This window comes from Streptomyces sp. NBC_00096 (assembly GCF_045041305.1).
Lineage (GTDB): Bacteria > Actinomycetota > Actinomycetes > Streptomycetales > Streptomycetaceae > Streptomyces.
In genome coordinates, this window is sequence record NZ_CP108221.1 from 3,798,729 (window position 1) to 3,814,707 (window position 15,979).

Annotated in this window: 15 protein-coding genes; 12 read left to right on the forward strand and 3 right to left on the reverse strand. The window is 71.3% G+C overall.

Annotation, left to right across the window (positions count from 1 at the left end; translation table 11 throughout):
• Positions 1 to 142: 142 nt before the first annotated feature.
• From OG904_RS16715 to OG904_RS16745, 7 genes are all read left to right on the forward strand, one after another.
• The gene (locus tag OG904_RS16715; protein ID WP_405491689.1) at positions 143 to 1,360 is read left to right on the forward strand and encodes an MFS transporter; all 1,218 of its coding nucleotides are present in this window, start codon (positions 143 to 145) and stop codon (positions 1,358 to 1,360) included.
• Positions 1,311 to 2,480, forward strand: coding sequence for an acetoin utilization protein AcuC (locus OG904_RS16720; RefSeq protein ID WP_405491691.1), 1,170 nt, complete (start codon positions 1,311 to 1,313; stop codon positions 2,478 to 2,480). The genes OG904_RS16715 and OG904_RS16720 overlap by 50 nt, the downstream gene beginning before the upstream one ends.
• A gap of 241 nt (positions 2,481 to 2,721) precedes the next feature.
• Positions 2,722 to 3,552: a phosphatase gene (locus OG904_RS16725; protein ID WP_405491693.1), complete on the forward strand. Its 831-nt coding sequence runs from the start codon at positions 2,722 to 2,724 to the stop codon at positions 3,550 to 3,552.
• Positions 3,553 to 3,666: 114 nt separating this feature from the next.
• Positions 3,667 to 3,876: a helix-turn-helix domain-containing protein gene (locus tag OG904_RS16730; RefSeq protein ID WP_162688852.1), complete on the forward strand. Its 210-nt coding sequence runs from the start codon at positions 3,667 to 3,669 to the stop codon at positions 3,874 to 3,876.
• 161 nt (positions 3,877 to 4,037) lie between these two features.
• Positions 4,038 to 4,136, forward strand: coding sequence for a 30S ribosomal protein bS22 (locus tag OG904_RS16735; RefSeq protein WP_003948845.1), 99 nt, complete (start codon positions 4,038 to 4,040; stop codon positions 4,134 to 4,136).
• 95 nt (positions 4,137 to 4,231) lie between these two features.
• On the forward strand, positions 4,232 to 5,290 hold the full coding sequence (locus OG904_RS16740; RefSeq protein ID WP_405491695.1) for an NAD-dependent epimerase/dehydratase family protein: 1,059 nt from the start codon (positions 4,232 to 4,234) through the stop codon (positions 5,288 to 5,290).
• Positions 5,290 to 6,267 (forward strand): lysophospholipid acyltransferase family protein, encoded by a 978-nt coding sequence (locus tag OG904_RS16745; RefSeq protein ID WP_405491697.1) that lies wholly within the window; start codon positions 5,290 to 5,292, stop codon positions 6,265 to 6,267. The genes OG904_RS16740 and OG904_RS16745 overlap by 1 nt, the downstream gene beginning before the upstream one ends.
• A gap of 80 nt (positions 6,268 to 6,347) precedes the next feature.
• Here OG904_RS16745 and OG904_RS16750 read toward each other — a convergent pair whose 3' ends face one another.
• The 3 genes from OG904_RS16750 to OG904_RS16760 all read right to left on the reverse strand — a co-directional run bounded on the left by OG904_RS16750 (position 6,348) and on the right by OG904_RS16760 (position 9,961).
• A complete protein-coding gene (locus OG904_RS16750) occupies positions 6,348 to 7,544 on the reverse strand; it encodes a DUF5667 domain-containing protein (RefSeq protein ID WP_405491699.1) in 1,197 nt (398 codons plus the stop codon).
• A 260-nt stretch (positions 7,545 to 7,804) separates the two neighbouring features.
• Positions 7,805 to 8,623, reverse strand: coding sequence for an ECF subfamily RNA polymerase sigma factor, BldN family (locus tag OG904_RS16755; RefSeq protein ID WP_405491701.1), 819 nt, complete (start codon positions 8,621 to 8,623; stop codon positions 7,805 to 7,807).
• Between the two features lie 372 nt (positions 8,624 to 8,995).
• A complete protein-coding gene (locus OG904_RS16760) occupies positions 8,996 to 9,961 on the reverse strand; it encodes an HAD family hydrolase (protein WP_405491703.1) in 966 nt (321 codons plus the stop codon).
• A gap of 248 nt (positions 9,962 to 10,209) precedes the next feature.
• Here OG904_RS16760 and OG904_RS16765 point away from each other — a divergent pair, with 248 nt between their 5' ends.
• The 5 genes from OG904_RS16765 (at position 10,210) to OG904_RS16785 (ending at position 15,969) form a co-directional block, all read left to right on the forward strand.
• Positions 10,210 to 10,488, forward strand: a complete 279-nt coding sequence (locus tag OG904_RS16765) for a glutaredoxin family protein (RefSeq protein ID WP_405491705.1) — start codon at positions 10,210 to 10,212, stop codon at positions 10,486 to 10,488.
• A 273-nt stretch (positions 10,489 to 10,761) separates the two neighbouring features.
• The gene (locus tag OG904_RS16770) at positions 10,762 to 11,580 is read left to right on the forward strand and encodes a redox-sensing transcriptional repressor Rex (RefSeq protein ID WP_328300166.1); all 819 of its coding nucleotides are present in this window, start codon (positions 10,762 to 10,764) and stop codon (positions 11,578 to 11,580) included.
• The gene (locus OG904_RS16775) at positions 11,577 to 13,340 is read left to right on the forward strand and encodes a glutamyl-tRNA reductase (protein WP_405491707.1); all 1,764 of its coding nucleotides are present in this window, start codon (positions 11,577 to 11,579) and stop codon (positions 13,338 to 13,340) included. Before OG904_RS16770 ends, OG904_RS16775 begins: the two co-directional genes overlap by 4 nt.
• Positions 13,337 to 14,305 (forward strand): hydroxymethylbilane synthase, encoded by a 969-nt coding sequence (hemC, locus tag OG904_RS16780; protein WP_405491709.1) that lies wholly within the window; start codon positions 13,337 to 13,339, stop codon positions 14,303 to 14,305. Before OG904_RS16775 ends, hemC begins: the two co-directional genes overlap by 4 nt.
• Positions 14,302 to 15,969: a uroporphyrinogen-III synthase gene (locus OG904_RS16785; RefSeq protein ID WP_405491711.1), complete on the forward strand. Its 1,668-nt coding sequence runs from the start codon at positions 14,302 to 14,304 to the stop codon at positions 15,967 to 15,969. The genes hemC and OG904_RS16785 overlap by 4 nt, the downstream gene beginning before the upstream one ends.
• Positions 15,970 to 15,979: the final 10 nt, after the last annotated feature.

Sequence of the window (15,979 nt, forward strand, 5' to 3'; positions counted from 1 at the left end):
ATTCGGGTGGGTACACCGGTGGGTACACCGGTGGTTACAGCGGCGGTTACGGCGCCGGCTACAGCGGTGGGTTCTCGCACTGACCCAATCGAGATGTGATCGCTCTACCCACCGGTAGGACCGGCGCCTACGCTGAGCCGCCATGACAGCAGACGCGCGGCTGAGCCGCGGGCGTGGAGCGTTGGGGTTCAGTTTCTTCGTGCAGGGCGTGGCCTTCGCGCTCCTCGTGACGCGGATCCCGGCCATTCAGGACCGGTACGGGATATCCGACGGGCTGTTGCCCGCCTTCCTGGCCGCCGTGCCGATCCTCGCCGGAGTGTCCAGCGTCGTCACCGAGCACCTGGTGAAGCGGGTCGCGCCCAGCACCGTACTGCGGTGGGCGCAGCCGCTCGTCCTGCTGGCGCTGCTCGGGGTCGGCGCCGGCAGCCGGATGTGGCACGTGGCACTGGCCCTCGGGGCCTTCGGGCTGTTCGTCGGGGCGCTCGACGCCTCCATGAACATGCTCGGGGTGAGCCTGCAGGGCGCGTACGGACGCAGCATCATGCTCGGCTTCCACGCCTCGTACAGCCTCGGCGGCATCCTGGGCGCCTCCGCTGCCTGGGCGGGGGCGCACTGGCACCTCGCGCTGTTCACCTCGTACCTGCCCGCCGTGGTGGTCCTGCTGCCGCTCGCGCTCTTCGCCAGCCGGTTCTACGTGGACCAGGAGACCGGGCAGGACGCCGCCGCGGACAAGGGGCTCGGCGCGGGCGGGTTCAAGCTGCTGCTGCCGCTGTGCCTGGTGATGGCGTGCGCGTACATCGGGGACTCGACGGTGTCGAACTGGAGCGCCAAGTACCTCCAGGACGTGCTGGGGAGTTCGGAGCAGCTCGCCACCGTCCCCTACAACGTCTACATGGTGACCACCCTGCTGGGGCGGGCCGTCGGGGACCTCGGGGTGCGGCGCTTCGGGGCCGTGGCCGTCGTACGGATCGGGACGGTCGTCGCCGCGCTGGGCTTCGGGGTGGTCGCGGCCGCGCCCGGGGCGTGGGCGGGGATGCTCGGCTTCACCCTGCTGGGGACCGGGCTGTGCGTGATCGTGCCGCAGACCTTCGCCGCGGCGGGCAGGCTCTTCCCGAACTCCTCCGACACCGCCATCGCGCGGCTCAACATCTTCAACTACGTCGGATTCCTCATCGGCGCACCGCTCGTCGGTGGCATCGGCGATGCCTGGAACTACCGGGGCGCCATGCTCGTACCGATGGTGCTGGTCCTGGTGACGCTTTTCTACGCCCGCTCGTTCGGTGCGAAGGAGGCCCGATACGGTGTTGCGCATGAGCGGCCGCGGGTTGTTGATGTGGGACGAGGCGGTAACGAAGTATGACTTCGGGCCGAGCCATCCGATGGACCCGGTGCGCCTGGCGCTGACCATGGGTCTGGTACGGGCCTTCGGGCTCGACCGGGAGCTGGAGGTACGGGCCGGCCGGCCGGCCGGGGAGTCCACGCTGCGCCTCGTCCACCGTGAGGACTACGTCGCCGCGGTGCGCGAGGTGTCCGCGGACCCCGGGGTCGCGGACGGTTCGTACGGGCTCGGGACCATGGACGACCCGGCCTTCCACGGCATGCACGAGGCGTCGGCGCTGATCGCCGGGCAGTCGGTGGCGGCCGCCGAGGCGATCTGGCGCGGGGACGCCGAGCACGCCGTGAACTTCGCCGGCGGGCTGCACCACGCGATGCCCGGCGGGGCGGCCGGTTTCTGCGTGTACAACGACGCGGCGCTGGCGATCGCGCGGCTGCTGGAGCTGGGGGCCGAGCGGGTCGCGTACGTGGATGTGGACGTGCACCACGGGGACGGGGTGCAGGCGGCCTTCTGGGACGATCCGCGGGTGCTGACGGTGTCCCTGCACGAGCACCCCAGGACGCTGTTCCCGCAGACCGGGTGGCCCGAGGAGACGGGCGGGCCGGCCGCGGAGGGGGCGGCGGTGAACATCGCGCTGCCCGCCGGGACCGGGGACGAGGGGTGGCTGCGGGCCTTCCACTCGGTGGTGCCGGAGCTGCTGGAGGACTTCCGGCCACAGGTGCTGGTGACCCAGCACGGGGCCGATACCCACTTCGAGGACCCGCTGGCGCACCTGGCGGTGTCGCTGGACGCGCAGCGGGCGGTCCAGGAGGCCTGTCACGAGCTGGCGCACTCCTGTGCGCAGGGACGGTGGCTGGCGTTGGGGGGCGGGGGGTACGCGGTCGTGGACGTCGTACCGCGGTCGTGGACGCACCTGGTGGCGATTGCCGGGCATCGGCCGATCGCGCCGGAGACGGCGGTGCCGGGGTCTTGGCGGGAGTTGGTGTACGCGCGGACGCGGGAGGTGGCGCCGGGGCGGATGACTGACGGGCGGGTGCCTGTGTGGCGGGACTGGGAGGCGGGGTACGACCCGGCGGACCGGATCGACCAGGCCGTACTGGCCACCCGGCGGGCGGTGTTCCCGCTGCGCGGGCTGCTGGCCTAGCCCCTGCGGGCCGCTGGGCCGGGCCCTGCGGGGCTGTCCCCTACCCGCCCTTCCGCCGTTCCCTGGGGCTCCGCCCCAGACCCCGCTCCTCAAACGCCGGAGGGGCTGGATCCTGGCCGGCGTCAGCCTGCGGGTGAACGCCGGTTTTCCCGGAGGGGACTTGGTGGGGGCGTTACGCCAAGGGTGGGGGGAATGGCCGGAACTGGTGAGGTGTCAGGTCCGGTGGGGCAGCATCGGGGGGGTGTTGAGTACCGGCGCGCTGCGTGCGCATCTGCTGGCCGCCCGTCTGGCCGGGACCGTCGCGACTTCCCGGGAGGAGAGCCTGCGCAGCTACCGGCTGTTCGCGGCGCGGGATCCGCGCGTGCTGCTGGGGCTGGATCCCGAGTGGGGCTGGGGGGAGGCGGAGCTCCTGCGGCTGATGGCGGACAAGTGCGGGGTCTCGGCGGATCCGGCGCACGTCAGCGGGCCGGACGTGATCGATCCGGAGCGTACGGTGGCGGGGTTGGAGGCCTTCGCGGAGCGGCTCGGCGCGGCTGCCGGGGTACGGGCCCCGGTGCTGCTCGGGACCGGGCATCCGCACCGGCTCCTGGGGTTCTACGCCACATTGGCCGAGGCGTTGTCGGCGGCGGGATGTGATGTCCTCACCCCGGCGCGGGGGGCGGCTGTCGACATGCCGACCCGGTTCGGCGTACGCCGGCACCGCATCGATTACGTACGAGGGGTCGCACTGGTGCGTGAAGACGGCGCGCGCCCACCCGGGAGTGCGACCGGCGCGCACACCCATTCGCCGCTGCCGGTTCGGATCGCGCTCGGGGCGCTGGCGGAGTCCGGAGGGCCGCTGCCGGAGCTGGTGATCGGGGACCACGGGTGGGTCTGCGGCGCAGGTCAGCTTGGTGTGGAGGCGATCGGGCTGGCCGATACGGATGATCCCGCGCTGTTCGTGGGGGAGGCCGAGGGGCGGGTCTCGGTGGCCGTTCCGCTTGATGACGCGGTGCGCGCGGACTACTACCGACCGCTCACTCGCTATGTACTCAATCGGGCGAGTCTGTCGGGTTGGCAGGAGTGGCCGTAGCTCCTCTTCCCCACTCGTATCACACGCCCCTACTCTGGTGAGTGAGCGTGCGACGACGGGGCGTAACCGGAGGGGAAGCCGGTGCCCGTCATGCGCGGAAGGTCAAGGTGTGTCATGGCTGCTGGCGAGAGGCCTCTCAGTGAGGTTCAGTTCCTGACCGTGGCGGAGGTCGCCTCGGTGATGCGAGTGTCGAAGATGACCGTGTACCGATTGGTGCACAACGGACATCTGCCCGCAATCCGGGTGGGCCGGTCCTTCCGGGTCCCCGAAAATGCGGTGCACGAGTACCTCCGCGAGTCTTTTGTGGGGGTGGAATCGGCCTGAGGGCAAGGGTCGGGAGCCTGCTGTCGCTCCTCGGAAGCACCGGATTACAAGCTCAGAGCTCGGACGGGTAGGCTAGGCCGACGTAGGTCGTGTGGGCCCAGACGCCCCGCACCGAGATCCCCGCGACGCGGGGATGTTCCGAGAAGTGAGCGAGGGTAGTCGTGGGCTCTGTTATCAAGAAGCGGCGTAAGCGGATGGCCAAGAAGAAGCACCGCAAGCTGCTCAAGCGCACCCGCGTCCAGCGCCGTAACAAGAAGTAAACGGTAGCTGTACGTGTTCTCCGCAGCCCCTCCACCATTCTGGTGGAGGGGCTGCGGTGCAGCCGGGGGACTTCTTCGAGGGAGGCGCTGAGCTCGTGGGGAAGGTCGTGCTCGTTACCGGGGCTGCCCGGCAGCTGGGAGGCCGCTTCGTGCGGCGGATCCAGCGGGACCCGGAGGTCGAGCGGGTGATCGCGGTCGACGCGGTGACACCGTCGCACCGGCTGGGATCGGCCGAGTTCATCCGTACGGACATCAGACAGTCGGCGATCGCCAGGGTGCTCGCCGAGAACGCGGTCGACACGGTGGTCCATCTCGCGGTCACCGGAGGTGCCGCGACGGGCGCGGGCGCCGTCTCGTACAGCACCGTCAAGGAAACCAACGTCATCGGGACGATGCAGCTCCTCGGGGCCTGCCAGAAGTCCCCGACGGTACGGCGGCTCGTGGTGAAGTCCAGTACCAGTGTGTACGGGGGCACCTCACGGGATCCGGCCGTCTTCACCGAGACCACGCAGCCGAAGTCGCTGCCCGCGGCCGGCTTCGCCAAGGACGCCGTCGAGGTCGAGGGATACGTACGCGGCTTCGCGCGCAGGCGGCCGGACGTCGCGGTGTGCGTACTGCGGTTCGCGAACATCCTGGGGCCCTTCGCCGACTCCTCGCTCGCCGAGTACTTCTCGATGCCCCTGATCCCGACCGTGCTGGGCTACGACCCGCGGTTGCAGTTCGTGCACGAGGACGACGTACTGGACGTACTGCGGCTCGCGTCGCAGACCAGCGGGATCAGCGGGACCTTCAACATCGCCGGTGACGGGGTGCTGCTGCTGTCGCAGTGCACGCGGCGGCTGGGGCGGCCGTCGGTGCCGCTGCTGCTGCCCGCGGTGACGTGGGTGGGCTCGGCGCTGCGCGCGGTCGGGGCGACGGACTTCTCGCCCGAACAGATAAGGCTCCTCACGCACGGGCGGGTCGTGGAGACCACGCAGATGCGGGAGGTGCTGGGATTCGATCCGATGTACACGACCGCCGAGACCTTCGCCGACTTCACGCGGAGCCGGGGGAACGGGCTGCTGCCGCCGGAGCGGGTGGGGCGGGCCGTGGACCGGGTGGCGGAGCTGTTGAACGTGGAGGCTGGGGCTGTGGCTGAGGGAGCGAAGCGATAGTGGCGGACGCCAAGGTCATTCCGTTCGACGAGGACCGGCCGCGACGGCGGCCGTCGTCCGCGGCCCGGCGGGTCCGGGTGGCGCCGGAGGTGCCCGAGCCGGTCGTGGAGGCCGTACCGGAGCCCACCGCTGAGGGCGGCGGCTGGGACCGGCGGATCGCCGGCGGTCTGTCGTTCCTGCGGCGCCGGCTCACCGGCGAGTACGAGGTCGACGAATTCGGCTACGACAAGGAGCTGACGGACCAGGTCCTGATGTCCCTGCTGCGGCCGGTGTACGACAAGTACTTCCGGGTCGAGGTCAAGGGCATCGAGAACATCCCGAAGGAGGGTGGCGCGCTGATCGTGGCGAACCACTCCGGGACGCTGCCGCTGGACGGCCTGATGCTCCAGGTCGCCGTGCACGACCAGCACCCGGCACAGCGGCACCTGCGGCTGCTGGCGGCGGACCTGGTGTTCATGCTGCCCGTGGTGAACGAGATCGCCCGCAAGGCCGGCCACACACTGGCGTGCGCGGAGGACGCGCAGCGGCTGCTGGAGGCCGGGGAGCTGGTGGGTGTGATGCCCGAGGGCTTCAAGGGGATAGGGAAGCCGTTCGGAGAGCGGTACAAGCTCCAGCGGTTCGGGCGGGGCGGGTTCGTGTCGACCGCGCTGAGGGCGGGGACGCCGATCGTGCCCTGCTCGATCGTGGGGGCGGAGGAGATCTACCCCATGATCGGCAACGCGAAGACGCTGGCTCGGCTGCTGGGGATTCCGTACTTCCCGATCACGCCCACGTTTCCGCTGCTCGGGCCGCTCGGGGCGGTGCCGCTGCCGACGAAGTGGACGATCCAGTTCGGGGAGCCGATCGTCACCGCGGGTTATGCGGCGGAGGCGGCGGAGGACCCGATGCTGATGTTCAACCTGACGGATCAGGTGCGGGAGCAGATCCAGCACACGCTGTACAAGCTGCTGGTGCAGCGGCGGTCCGTGTTCTTCTGACCGTTGGGTGCCGGCCCCCGGCACCCAACGCCTCAAACGCCGGCGCGGCTGGATCCATCCAGCCGCGCCGGCGTTTTCGGCTAGTCCGCGTCTTCCGCCTTGATGCCCAGGCCCGGGAGGAGGCCGGGGAGGAGGGGCGGGAGGGTGATGTCCGGGTGCGGAATGTCCGGGGTGCTGCCGGACTGGGACGGGGTCGGCTGGCCCGCGGGCGGGTTCAGCAGGTTGCCCGTGCCGCCCAGGAGACCACCGGGGGGCGGGGACTTCGGGGAACCCGAGGCCGACGGCGTGGGGGCCGCGGACGGGGTGCCCGAGGGGGACGGCGCCTGGTGCTTGCCCGCAGGGGCGCTCGGCCTCGTGGAGGGGCCGGAGCCGCGGGACTGTTCCGGAGGCTTCGGGAGCAGTCCCTGGAGCGGCGCCACGTCTTGGTCTATGGCCTGGAAGACCGAATCCACCTCACCGCCCACGTCCGTGAGCTGCGCCGGGAGATTGCCCCGGAGCTTGTCCCAGGCGTCGCGGTGCGAGCGGGAGAACGAGGACAGCGCCTGGATCGGGCCGAGCGAGCCGTCCCGTTCGTAGGCGGCCTGGAGGAGCCGGTGGCCCTCCGAGGCGTCGTGCTTCATTCCCGCGAGGGCCCGGCGGATCTCACCGAGGGACTCGTGGTCGAGGGCGCCCAGCCGGCCGCGCTCCATGAGCCGGCGCGCTTCCGAGAGACGGTTCGAGGCCTGGTCGAGATAGAGCTCGCCCCGGTCCGAATCGTCGTCGGCCATCCCGAGCCGGATGTCCTCCATGCCCCGCTTCACGGGGTACAGGTGGTCACCCGGCAGGGCGTCCGTGCTGGCAGCGGCCACTCCGCTGAAGGCCCCCGCGGCCACACCTACGGTGAGGCCGCCCGCTGCGATGCCCTTGGACCAGCGGGAGCGGGGCCGCATCTTCCGGAGCGAGGTCGCCCGGTGGGCGCCGCGGCCGGTCCGCTGTTCGGGCACTTGAGGGTCCGCGGCCACACCGCCCCCGGCCCTCTCTTCCATCACCTTGGCCTCCATGGCGGCAATGAGCTGGGCTCGTTGCACCACTTTGACCTCGGGGTCCAGCACCGGGCGCGGCATTCTTTCGCCGAGCGCGCTCGCCAGGGCCAACAACCGGTCGTGGTCGGCAGGTTCGGCAGGTGCCTCGGACTGCTCGGCCGCCGGGTCCGGTTCCGAAAGGTCGGACGGGGTCCGCTCCTCCAGGGCCTGGGCGAAGGCGTTCGCCCGCCGGTGCGGAGTCACGTTCGCGATCACTGGCGGCACCTCCTCTCGTCATGACGATCGACTCCCCAAGGTGTCCGGAAGGTTGCCTTCCTTGAGCACATCCACCCTTTCGAGTGAGCGGCTTCGGGCAGGGCTTGTCCACAGGGAGCCTGCATCCCGCACAACGAGCGGCGCGGCACTTGGGTTACGGACGAAGGATGATCGGACCACAGCGTCGTCAATGTCGTTGTTGTCGGCAGTGTCATCAAGGTCATCAGGGAGGGATACCGAATGTGATTGGGGAGGCGGCGTCAGCGGGCGTCGTCCGGGAGGAGGCGGGCCAGCGTGCGGACCGCCCGGTACTGGAGGGTCTTGATCGCACCCTCGTTCTTTCCCATCACCCTGGCCGTCTCGGCGACCGAGAGGCCCTGCAGGAAGCGCAGGGTCACGCACTCCTGCTGCTGCGGATTGAGTTTCCGTACGGCTTCCAGCAGGGCCGCGTTGGAGAGGGACTCCAGGACGGAGTCCTCGGGGGACCGTTCCACCTCGTTGGCGTCCAGCATTTCGCCCGTGGTGACTTCCAGGCGGAAACGGCTCGACTTGAAGTGGTCGGCGACCAGGTTGCGGGCGATCGTCACGAGCCAGGCGCCGAAGTCACGGCCCTGCCAGGTGAAGGTGGAGATGCGGCGCAGCGCGCGCAGGAAGGTCTCGCTGGTGAGATCCTCCGCGGTCGCCTTGCCGCCGACTCGGTAGTAGATGTAGCGGTAGACGGTGTCGCTGTACTGGTCGTACAGGCGGCCGAAGGCTTCGGCCTCACCGGCCTGGGCGCGTTCGACCAGGTCCATCATGCGGGCCTGGTCGCTGTCCGCGGTGGGGCGGCGGGCGGCGGGCGCGGTGGTTCCGGCGGCTGCGCCACCGGAGGCCGCGCCGCCGGAACGACCGCGTCTGCCCACCGTTGCTCCGCCGTCGGTCAGGGCATAGCAAGGACCGGCCGGGCCGAGTCCGGCGGGGACCGCGGCGGCGAAGGCGGGGACGGCGTACGCGGTGGGGACGAAGCCGCGCAGGTGGTCGAGGACCGTTGCGCGCAGCGTAGCCAGGCCCGAGGCGTCAACCCCGACAGGTGGGTACACGGGACTCCCAGAGGCAGAGCTTCCATCACGTGCAGTGCGGGACCGTTCACCCGTCGTGGCGACAGGTGGCGGTGGCATGCGTTTGAGGAGAATAACGCTTCGTACAGGCAGCGCTACACCCAGTTGCTCAAATCACCGGTTACGACACTTCTGTTGCGTGTCGAAGGCATATTTAGTCGCACCTGGTGATCGGTTCTTGATCGGTTGGGTGCGCGGAATGGCACCTTCCACGGTGGCTCGCGACCGAGTGGGGCAGGGCGGAGTGCCGCGCCGGGGGCGCGGGTAGAGGTGAGCGAATGCCCCGGGCCCGGGGGCGCGGCGGGCGCGGCGGCCCGGGAGGCCGGGCAGGGCCCGGGTGCGGACCCGCGGGGGTTACTTGCGGCGGCGGTGCAGGGCGATCGCGGCGGCCGCGCCGCCCGCGATCGCGCCGACGCCCGCGGCGGCCGGGACGCCGACCTTCACGGCCTTGCGACCGGTCCGATAGTCGCGCAGGCGCCAGTCGTTGGCGCGGGCATGCTTGCGCAGTTTTGTGTCGGGATTGATCGCGTACGGATGTCCGACCAGCGACAGCATCGGAATGTCGTTGTGCGAATCGCTGTACGCGGCGCAGCGCGCGAGGTCGAACCCCTCGGCGGCGGCCAGGGCGCGCACCGCCTCGGCCTTGGCGGGGCCGTGCAGCGGCTCGCCGACCAGCCGGCCGGTGTAGATGCCGTCCACGGATTCGGCGACCGTGCCCAGCGCCCCGGTCAGCCCGAGCCGGCGGGCGATGATGGTGGCCGTCTCCACGGGGGCGGCCGTCACCAGCCACACCTTCTGGCCGGCGTCGAGGTGGGCCTGGGCCAGGGCGCGGGTGCCCGGCCAGATCCGGGTCGCCATGTACTCGTCGTAGATCTCCTCGCCGATGGACATCAGCTCGGAGACCTTGTGTCCCTTGACGATGGACAGCGCGCTGTCGCGGGCGTCCTGCATGTGGTCGGGGTCCTCGACCCCGGCGAGCCGGAACCAGGCCTGCTGCCAGGCGAAGCGGGCGAGCTCGCGGCGGCGGAAGAACTCCCGCTTGTAGAGGCCGCGGCCGAAGTGGAAGATCGCGGCGCCCTGCATGACGGTGTTGTCGAGGTCGAAGAAGGCGGCCGCGAGGTCGTCGCCGGCGACGGGGAACTCGGGCTCGCGGGCTTCGGCCTCCTCGGCCTCGGTCCGTGCGGCTTCGAGGGCCGGAGAGTCGAGCTCTTCGTCGGCCAGCGCGGTCTTGCGGGCGGCCTCGGCCGAGGCCTCGCCTGCCAGAACGCTCCGCGCGGTGGCGGAGCGCCTACGGGGGGTGAGCCATCCCAGAGCGGCCATGACGCGAGCATAGCCACTGTGTTCGGGAGTTCCCGAACTCACGGGAATCGAGGGCCTGAACGCTCCCCTCCCCGAGGGTGAAGTTTCCCTCCCCTCCCGGGCGGTGCGGGGATTTTCGGCCCGGGCCGCCCGGCTGACCGGCGGTTCGTCGGGTTTTCTGCGGCGCGAATCCAGACGCTCCGGCGGCGGTGTGTGCTCGGTCTCATTCGGCGGAGTGATCGATCCTGCCGGGGAGGGAGAATGGGCGCATGAGTCCTTTGCTGCGCCGTGCCGGGAAGAAGCGTCCCGAGGAGCGGATGGTGACGCTCGTCGGGAAGCCGGGGTGTCATCTCTGCGATGACGCCCAGGAGGTCGTCGAGAAGGTCTGCGCCGAGACGGGCGCACAGTGGGAGAAGAAGGACATCACGCAGGACGAGGAGCTCTACCGCCTGCACTGGGAGCAGATTCCCGTGGTGCTGGTGGACGGTGAACAGCACACCTTCTGGAGGGTGAACCCTGACCGGCTCCGACGGGCATTGCAGGCCTGACCCCTCGGGCGGTTACGATCGTGGGCGATTTATGGGGTCTCGGGGGCGTATTGGTGAGGAGTGTGTTCCGTTTTGCCCCCTTCGGGAATTGAACGGGTTCGGCGTGTCGCCCGTTCCCGGCCCGTATGCCCAAGGCGCGTGACCCCGGTCACTTTGCTCGGACAAAGCGGACACAATCTTTGTGCACGCGTTCACAAAGACATAGCCTGCATTCGACGGGGTGGTCCTGGGACAAGTGGCCACCTGCAGCCCCGCTCATCCCGCAGGAGCATCGTGGCAACTGGCCGAACTCACCGACCGGCGACCCGCAGCCGAGGTATTCCCGAGGCCACTGTCGCCCGGCTTCCGCTGTACCTGCGCGCACTCACCGCGCTCTCCGAGCGATCGGTGCCCACGGTGTCCTCCGAGGAGCTGGCCGCGGCCGCCGGAGTCAACTCCGCGAAGCTCCGCAAGGACTTCTCCTACCTCGGTTCCTACGGGACCCGCGGGGTCGGTTACGACGTGGAGTACCTCGTCTACCAGATCTCCCGCGAGCTCGGGCTGACCCAGGACTGGCCGGTCGTCATCGTCGGCATCGGCAACCTCGGCGCCGCGCTGGCCAACTACGGCGGCTTCGCGTCCCGCGGCTTCCGCGTGGCCGCGCTCATCGACGCCGACCCGGCCATGGCCGGCAAGCCCGTGGCCGGCATGCCCGTGCAGCACACCGATGACCTGGAGAAGATCATCGAGGAGAACGGCGTCTCGATCGGGGTCATCGCGACCCCGGCGGGTGCCGCGCAGCAGGTGAGCGAGCGGCTGATCGCCGCCGGTGTCACCTCCATCCTGAACTTCGCCCCGACCGTGCTGTCCGTGCCCGAGGGCGTGGACGTGCGCAAGGTCGACCTGTCGATCGAGCTCCAGATCCTGGCGTTCCACGAGCAGCGCAAGGCCGGTGAGGAAGCGGCGGCCGCCGCTGCCGCCGGCGGCAGCGCCGTGGGCACCGGCACCGGGGCGGCCCCGGCCGCCGCCGTCGTGCCGCCCGCCGGGCGGGCCGCGGCCGTCGCGCGCAAGGGCGGACCCGAGGGTGACGTGCCGGCGGTGATGCCGGCATGAGTCTGCTCGTCGTAGGCCTGAGTCATCGCAGTGCGCCCGTGAGCGTGCTGGAGCGCGCCTCGCTGCCCGCCGATGCCAAGGTCAAGCTGCTGCACGACACGCTGGCCGCGGAGCCGGCGACCGAGGCGGCCGTACTCGCCACGTGCAACCGGATCGAGCTGTACGCGGACGTGGACAAGTTCCACGCCGGTGTCGCCGAGCTGTCGACCCTGCTGGCGCAGCACAGCGGGGTCGCGCTGGAGGAGCTCACTCCCTACCTCTACGTGCACTACGAGGACCGGGCGGTGCACCACCTCTTCTCGGTGGCGTGCGGCCTGGACTCGATGGTGGTCGGCGAGGGGCAGATCCTCGGGCAGATCAAGGACGCGCTGGCGCTGGGGCAGGAGCTCCACACCGCCGGGCGCCTGATCAACGATCTTTTCCAGCAGGCGCTCCGGGTCGGCAAGCGGGCGCACTCCGAGACCGGGATCGACGGGGCGGGGCAGTCGCTGGTGACCTTCGGGCTGGAACAGCTCGCCGTGCACGTGCCGGTGGAGGAGTGGGCCGCCGGGAAGCGGGCGCTCGTCATCGGGGCCGGTTCGATGTCCTCGCTGGCGGCGGCGACGCTCGCGCGGGTGGGCATCGCCGAGGTCGTGGTGGCGAACCGGACCGCGGAGCGGGCGGAGCGGCTGGCCGGGATTCTGGTTGCCTCGGGCACCGGGGTGGCGGCTTCGGCCATTGCGATGTCCGCCGTCGCCGATGAGCTGACACGAGTCGACGTGGTGGTGTCGTGTACCGGCGCCACCGGGCTCGTGCTGACCGGGGACGACGTGGCCGCGGCCGTGGAGGCGGGCCCCGCGGGGGCCGTCCCCCACCCGCCCTTCGACCGTTCCCCGGGCTCCGCCGGGGCCCCCTGGGGTTCCGCCCCGGACCCCGCGCCTCAACCTCCGGCGGGGCTGGATTCGGCCGGGCTGGATGTGCCCGCAGAGCTCGTCGCGCGGCTTGCCGTGATGACGGCCCGGGGGCAGCGCGTCGCCGATGCCGGGGCCGTGCGGAGCAAGGTGGCCGTGGACGAGCGCGACGGGTGTCCCGTCGGACTGGAGGCGCTGGCCTCCGATCCGGGACGGACCGCCGACGGGCGCGCCGCGCTCGCCGGAGTGGACGCCAGCTCGCTGGAACTGCACGGCACCTGGGCCGACCAGGGCGAGGCCGCCGCGCAGCGGCAGCAGCCGCGCAAGGAAGCCCGTACCCGGGCGGACGAGCGGCCCGTCACCCTCGCACTGCTCGACCTGGCCATGCCCCGCGACATCGACGCCGCCGTGCACCGCATCCCCGGGGTGCGGCTCGTCGACATCGAGTCGCTGGCCGAGGCATCCGCCGACGCGCCGATGGCCGCCGACGTGGACGCCGTACGCGGGATAGTGGCCGCAGAGGTGGCCGCCTTCGGCGCCGCCCAGCGGGCCGCGCACATCACGCCCACCGTGGTCGCCCTGCGCGCCATGGCCGCCGAGGTCGTCGCCATGGAAGTGGCACGGCTCGACGGGCGAGTGCCGGACCTCGACGACCGGCAGCGGGCTGAAGTGACTCAGACCGTGCGGCGCGTCGTCGACAAGCTCCTCCACGCGCCGACCGTGCGCGTCAAGCAGCTCGCGAGCGAGCCCGGCGGCGCCGGGTACGCCGAGGCGCTGCGCGAACTCTTCGATCTCGACCCGCAGACGGTGGCCTCCGTCAGCCGGGCGGACGCGGCAGACAAGAACGACGACTCAGGACGGGCATCATGAATCCACGTCTCGACCAGCCCCTCCGGCTCGGCACGCGGCGAAGCAAGCTGGCCATGTCCCAGTCCGGACATGTCGCCGAGGCGGTACGGGCGATCACCGGCCGGCCCGTCGAGCTCGTGGAGATCACGACCTACGGTGACGTGTCCCGCGAGAGCCTCTCGCAGATCGGCGGCACCGGCGTCTTCGTCACCGCCCTGCGCGAGGCCCTCGTACGCGGCGAGGTCGACTTCGCCGTGCACTCGCTGAAGGACCTGCCCACCGCGCAGCCCGCCGAGCTCGTCATCGCGGCCATGCCGCAGCGCGAGGACGCCCGCGACGCGCTCGTCGCGCGCGACGGCCTGACCTTCGAGCAGCTGCCCGACGGTGCGCGGATCGGTACCGGTTCGCCGCGGCGCACCTCGCAGCTGCACGCGTACGCCCGCTCGCTGGGCAAGGTCATCGAGACCGTCGGCATCCGCGGGAACGTCGACACCCGGATCGGGTTCGTGCGCAGCGGAGAGCTCGACGCCGTCGTCCTCGCCGCCGCCGGCCTCAACCGGATCGGCCGCGGCGACGAGGCCACCGACCTGATCTGTGTCGACAACGTGCTGCCCGCACCCGGCCAGGGTGCCCTGGCCGTGGAGTGCCTCGCGTCCGACACGGACCTGATCTCCGCGCTCGCCGAGCTCGACGACCCGTACACCCGGGCCGCCGTGACCGCCGAACGCGCCCTGCTCGCCGCCCTGGAGGCCGGCTGCAGCGCCCCCGTGGGCGCGCTCGCCGACCTGCTGGCCGACGGGCAGATTGTCAATGAGATGCGCCTGCGTGGAGTCGTGGGAACCCTCGACGGTTCCACGCTGGTGCAGCTGTCCACCACCGGTCCCGTGCCCCAGTCGTACGACGAGGCCATGGCGCTCGGCCGCGAACTCGCGGACGAGATGCTGGCCAAGGGCGCGGCCGGTCTGATGGGGGAGCGGTCGCTTTGAACCCCACAAGCCCAACCACCTCCGCATTCGCGGCCGTCGCCGTCCACGGGCACGTCACCTTCCTCGGTGCCGGCCCGGGCGACCCGGGACTGCTGACGCTCCGCGCCGTGGAGGCCCTGGCCGCCGCGGACGTACTGATCGCGGAGCCCGATGTGCTCGAGGTCGTACGTACGCATGCGCGCGCGGGGGTGGACACGCCGCAGCTGACGATCGCTGACGAGAAGTCAACGGCCGCCGGGGTCCCGGTGATCCGAGACGCCGCCAATCTTGTCATGGAGGCCGCGCGCTCCGGCAGGCGGGTCGTCCGTGCCGTCACCGGTGACCCCGGGCTCGACGGGAACGCGGCCGACGAGATGCTCGCCTGCGCCACCGAGGGGATCCCCTTCGAGGTCGTCCCGGGCGTCGCGACGGCCGTCGGCGTACCCGCGTACGCCGGTGTGCCGCTCAGCGGCAAGCAGGGCGCCGACGTGCGGTTCGTGGACGCGCGCAACGCCTCCCAGCGCTGCTGGAGCGAGGTGGGCGCCAGCGACGGCATCCTCGTCGTCTCCGCGACGCTGGAGACGGTGTCGGCGGCCGCCGCCGAGCTGGTGAGCGCCGGGCGCAAGCCCGACACCCCGCTCACCGTGACCGTGGCCGGTACGACCACGCGCCAGCGCACCTGGTCGGCGACCCTGGGCACCATCGCCCAGGTCTTCAAGCAGGGCAAGATCCTCCCCTCGCCCGAGGGTTCGCGGCCCGTCATAGCCGTGGTCGGGGAGCACGGCGCCGCCGCGCGCCGCGAGGAGCTGTCCTGGTTCGAGTCGAAGCCGCTGTTCGGCTGGCGGGTCCTCGTACCGCGCACCAAGGAGCAGGCGGCCTCGCTCTCCGACCAGCTGCGTTCCTACGGCGCGGTGCCCCACGAGGTGCCCACCATCGCCGTGGAGCCCCCGCGCACCCCGCAGCAGATGGAGCGGGCGGTCAAGGGGCTCGTCACCGGCCGCTACGAGTGGATCGCCTTCACCTCGGTGAACGCGGTCAAGGCCGTACGCGAGAAGTTCGAGGAGTACGGGCTCGACGCCCGTGCCTTCGCGGGCATCAAGGTGGCCGCCGTGGGCGAGCAGACCGCCGCCGCGCTGGTGGAGTTCGGCGTCAAGCCCGACCTGGTGCCCAGCGGCGAGCAGTCCGCCGCCGGACTGCTGGAGGACTGGCCGCCCTACGACCCGGTCTTCGACCCGATCGACCGCGTCTTCCTGCCGCGCGCCGACATCGCCACCGAGACCCTGGTCGCCGGGCTGATCGAGCTCGGGTGGGAGGTCGACGACGTCACCGCCTACCGGACCGTGCGCGCGTCGCCGCCGCCGCAGGACACGCGCGAGGCGATCAAGGGCGGCGGCTTCGACGCCGTTCTCTTCACGTCCTCCTCGACGGTGCGCAACCTGGTCGGCATCGCCGGCAAGCCGCACAACGTCACCGTCATCGCGTGCATCGGCCCGGCGACGGCGAAGACGGCCGAGGAGCACGGGCTGCGGGTCGACGTGCTGTCGCCGGAGCCGAGCGTGGGCAAGCTGGCGGAGGCCCTGGCCGAGTACGGTGCCGCGCGCCGCGAAGCCGCGAAGGAGGCCGGGGAGAGCGTGTACCGGCCCAGTGAGCGACGGCCGGGGGCGCGCAGGCGTCGTACGACCTGATGTGGGCGTT

Bases quoted from the DNA above. Each gene is read 5' to 3' on its own strand.
- OG904_RS16715 (WP_405491689.1), top strand. From the start codon at position 143: ATGACAGCAGACGCGCGGCTGAGCCGCGGGCGTGGAGCGTTGGGGTTC.
- OG904_RS16720 (WP_405491691.1), top strand. From the start codon at position 1,311: ATGAGCGGCCGCGGGTTGTTGATGTGGGACGAGGCGGTAACGAAGTAT.
- OG904_RS16730 (WP_162688852.1), top strand. From the start codon at position 3,667: ATGGCTGCTGGCGAGAGGCCTCTCAGTGAGGTTCAGTTCCTGACCGTG.
- OG904_RS16760 (WP_405491703.1), bottom strand. From the start codon at position 9,961: ATGGCCGCTCTGGGATGGCTCACCCCCCGTAGGCGCTCCGCCACCGCG.
- OG904_RS16765 (WP_405491705.1), top strand. From the start codon at position 10,210: ATGAGTCCTTTGCTGCGCCGTGCCGGGAAGAAGCGTCCCGAGGAGCGG.
- OG904_RS16775 (WP_405491707.1), top strand. From the start codon at position 11,577: ATGAGTCTGCTCGTCGTAGGCCTGAGTCATCGCAGTGCGCCCGTGAGC.
- hemC (WP_405491709.1), top strand. From the start codon at position 13,337: ATGAATCCACGTCTCGACCAGCCCCTCCGGCTCGGCACGCGGCGAAGC.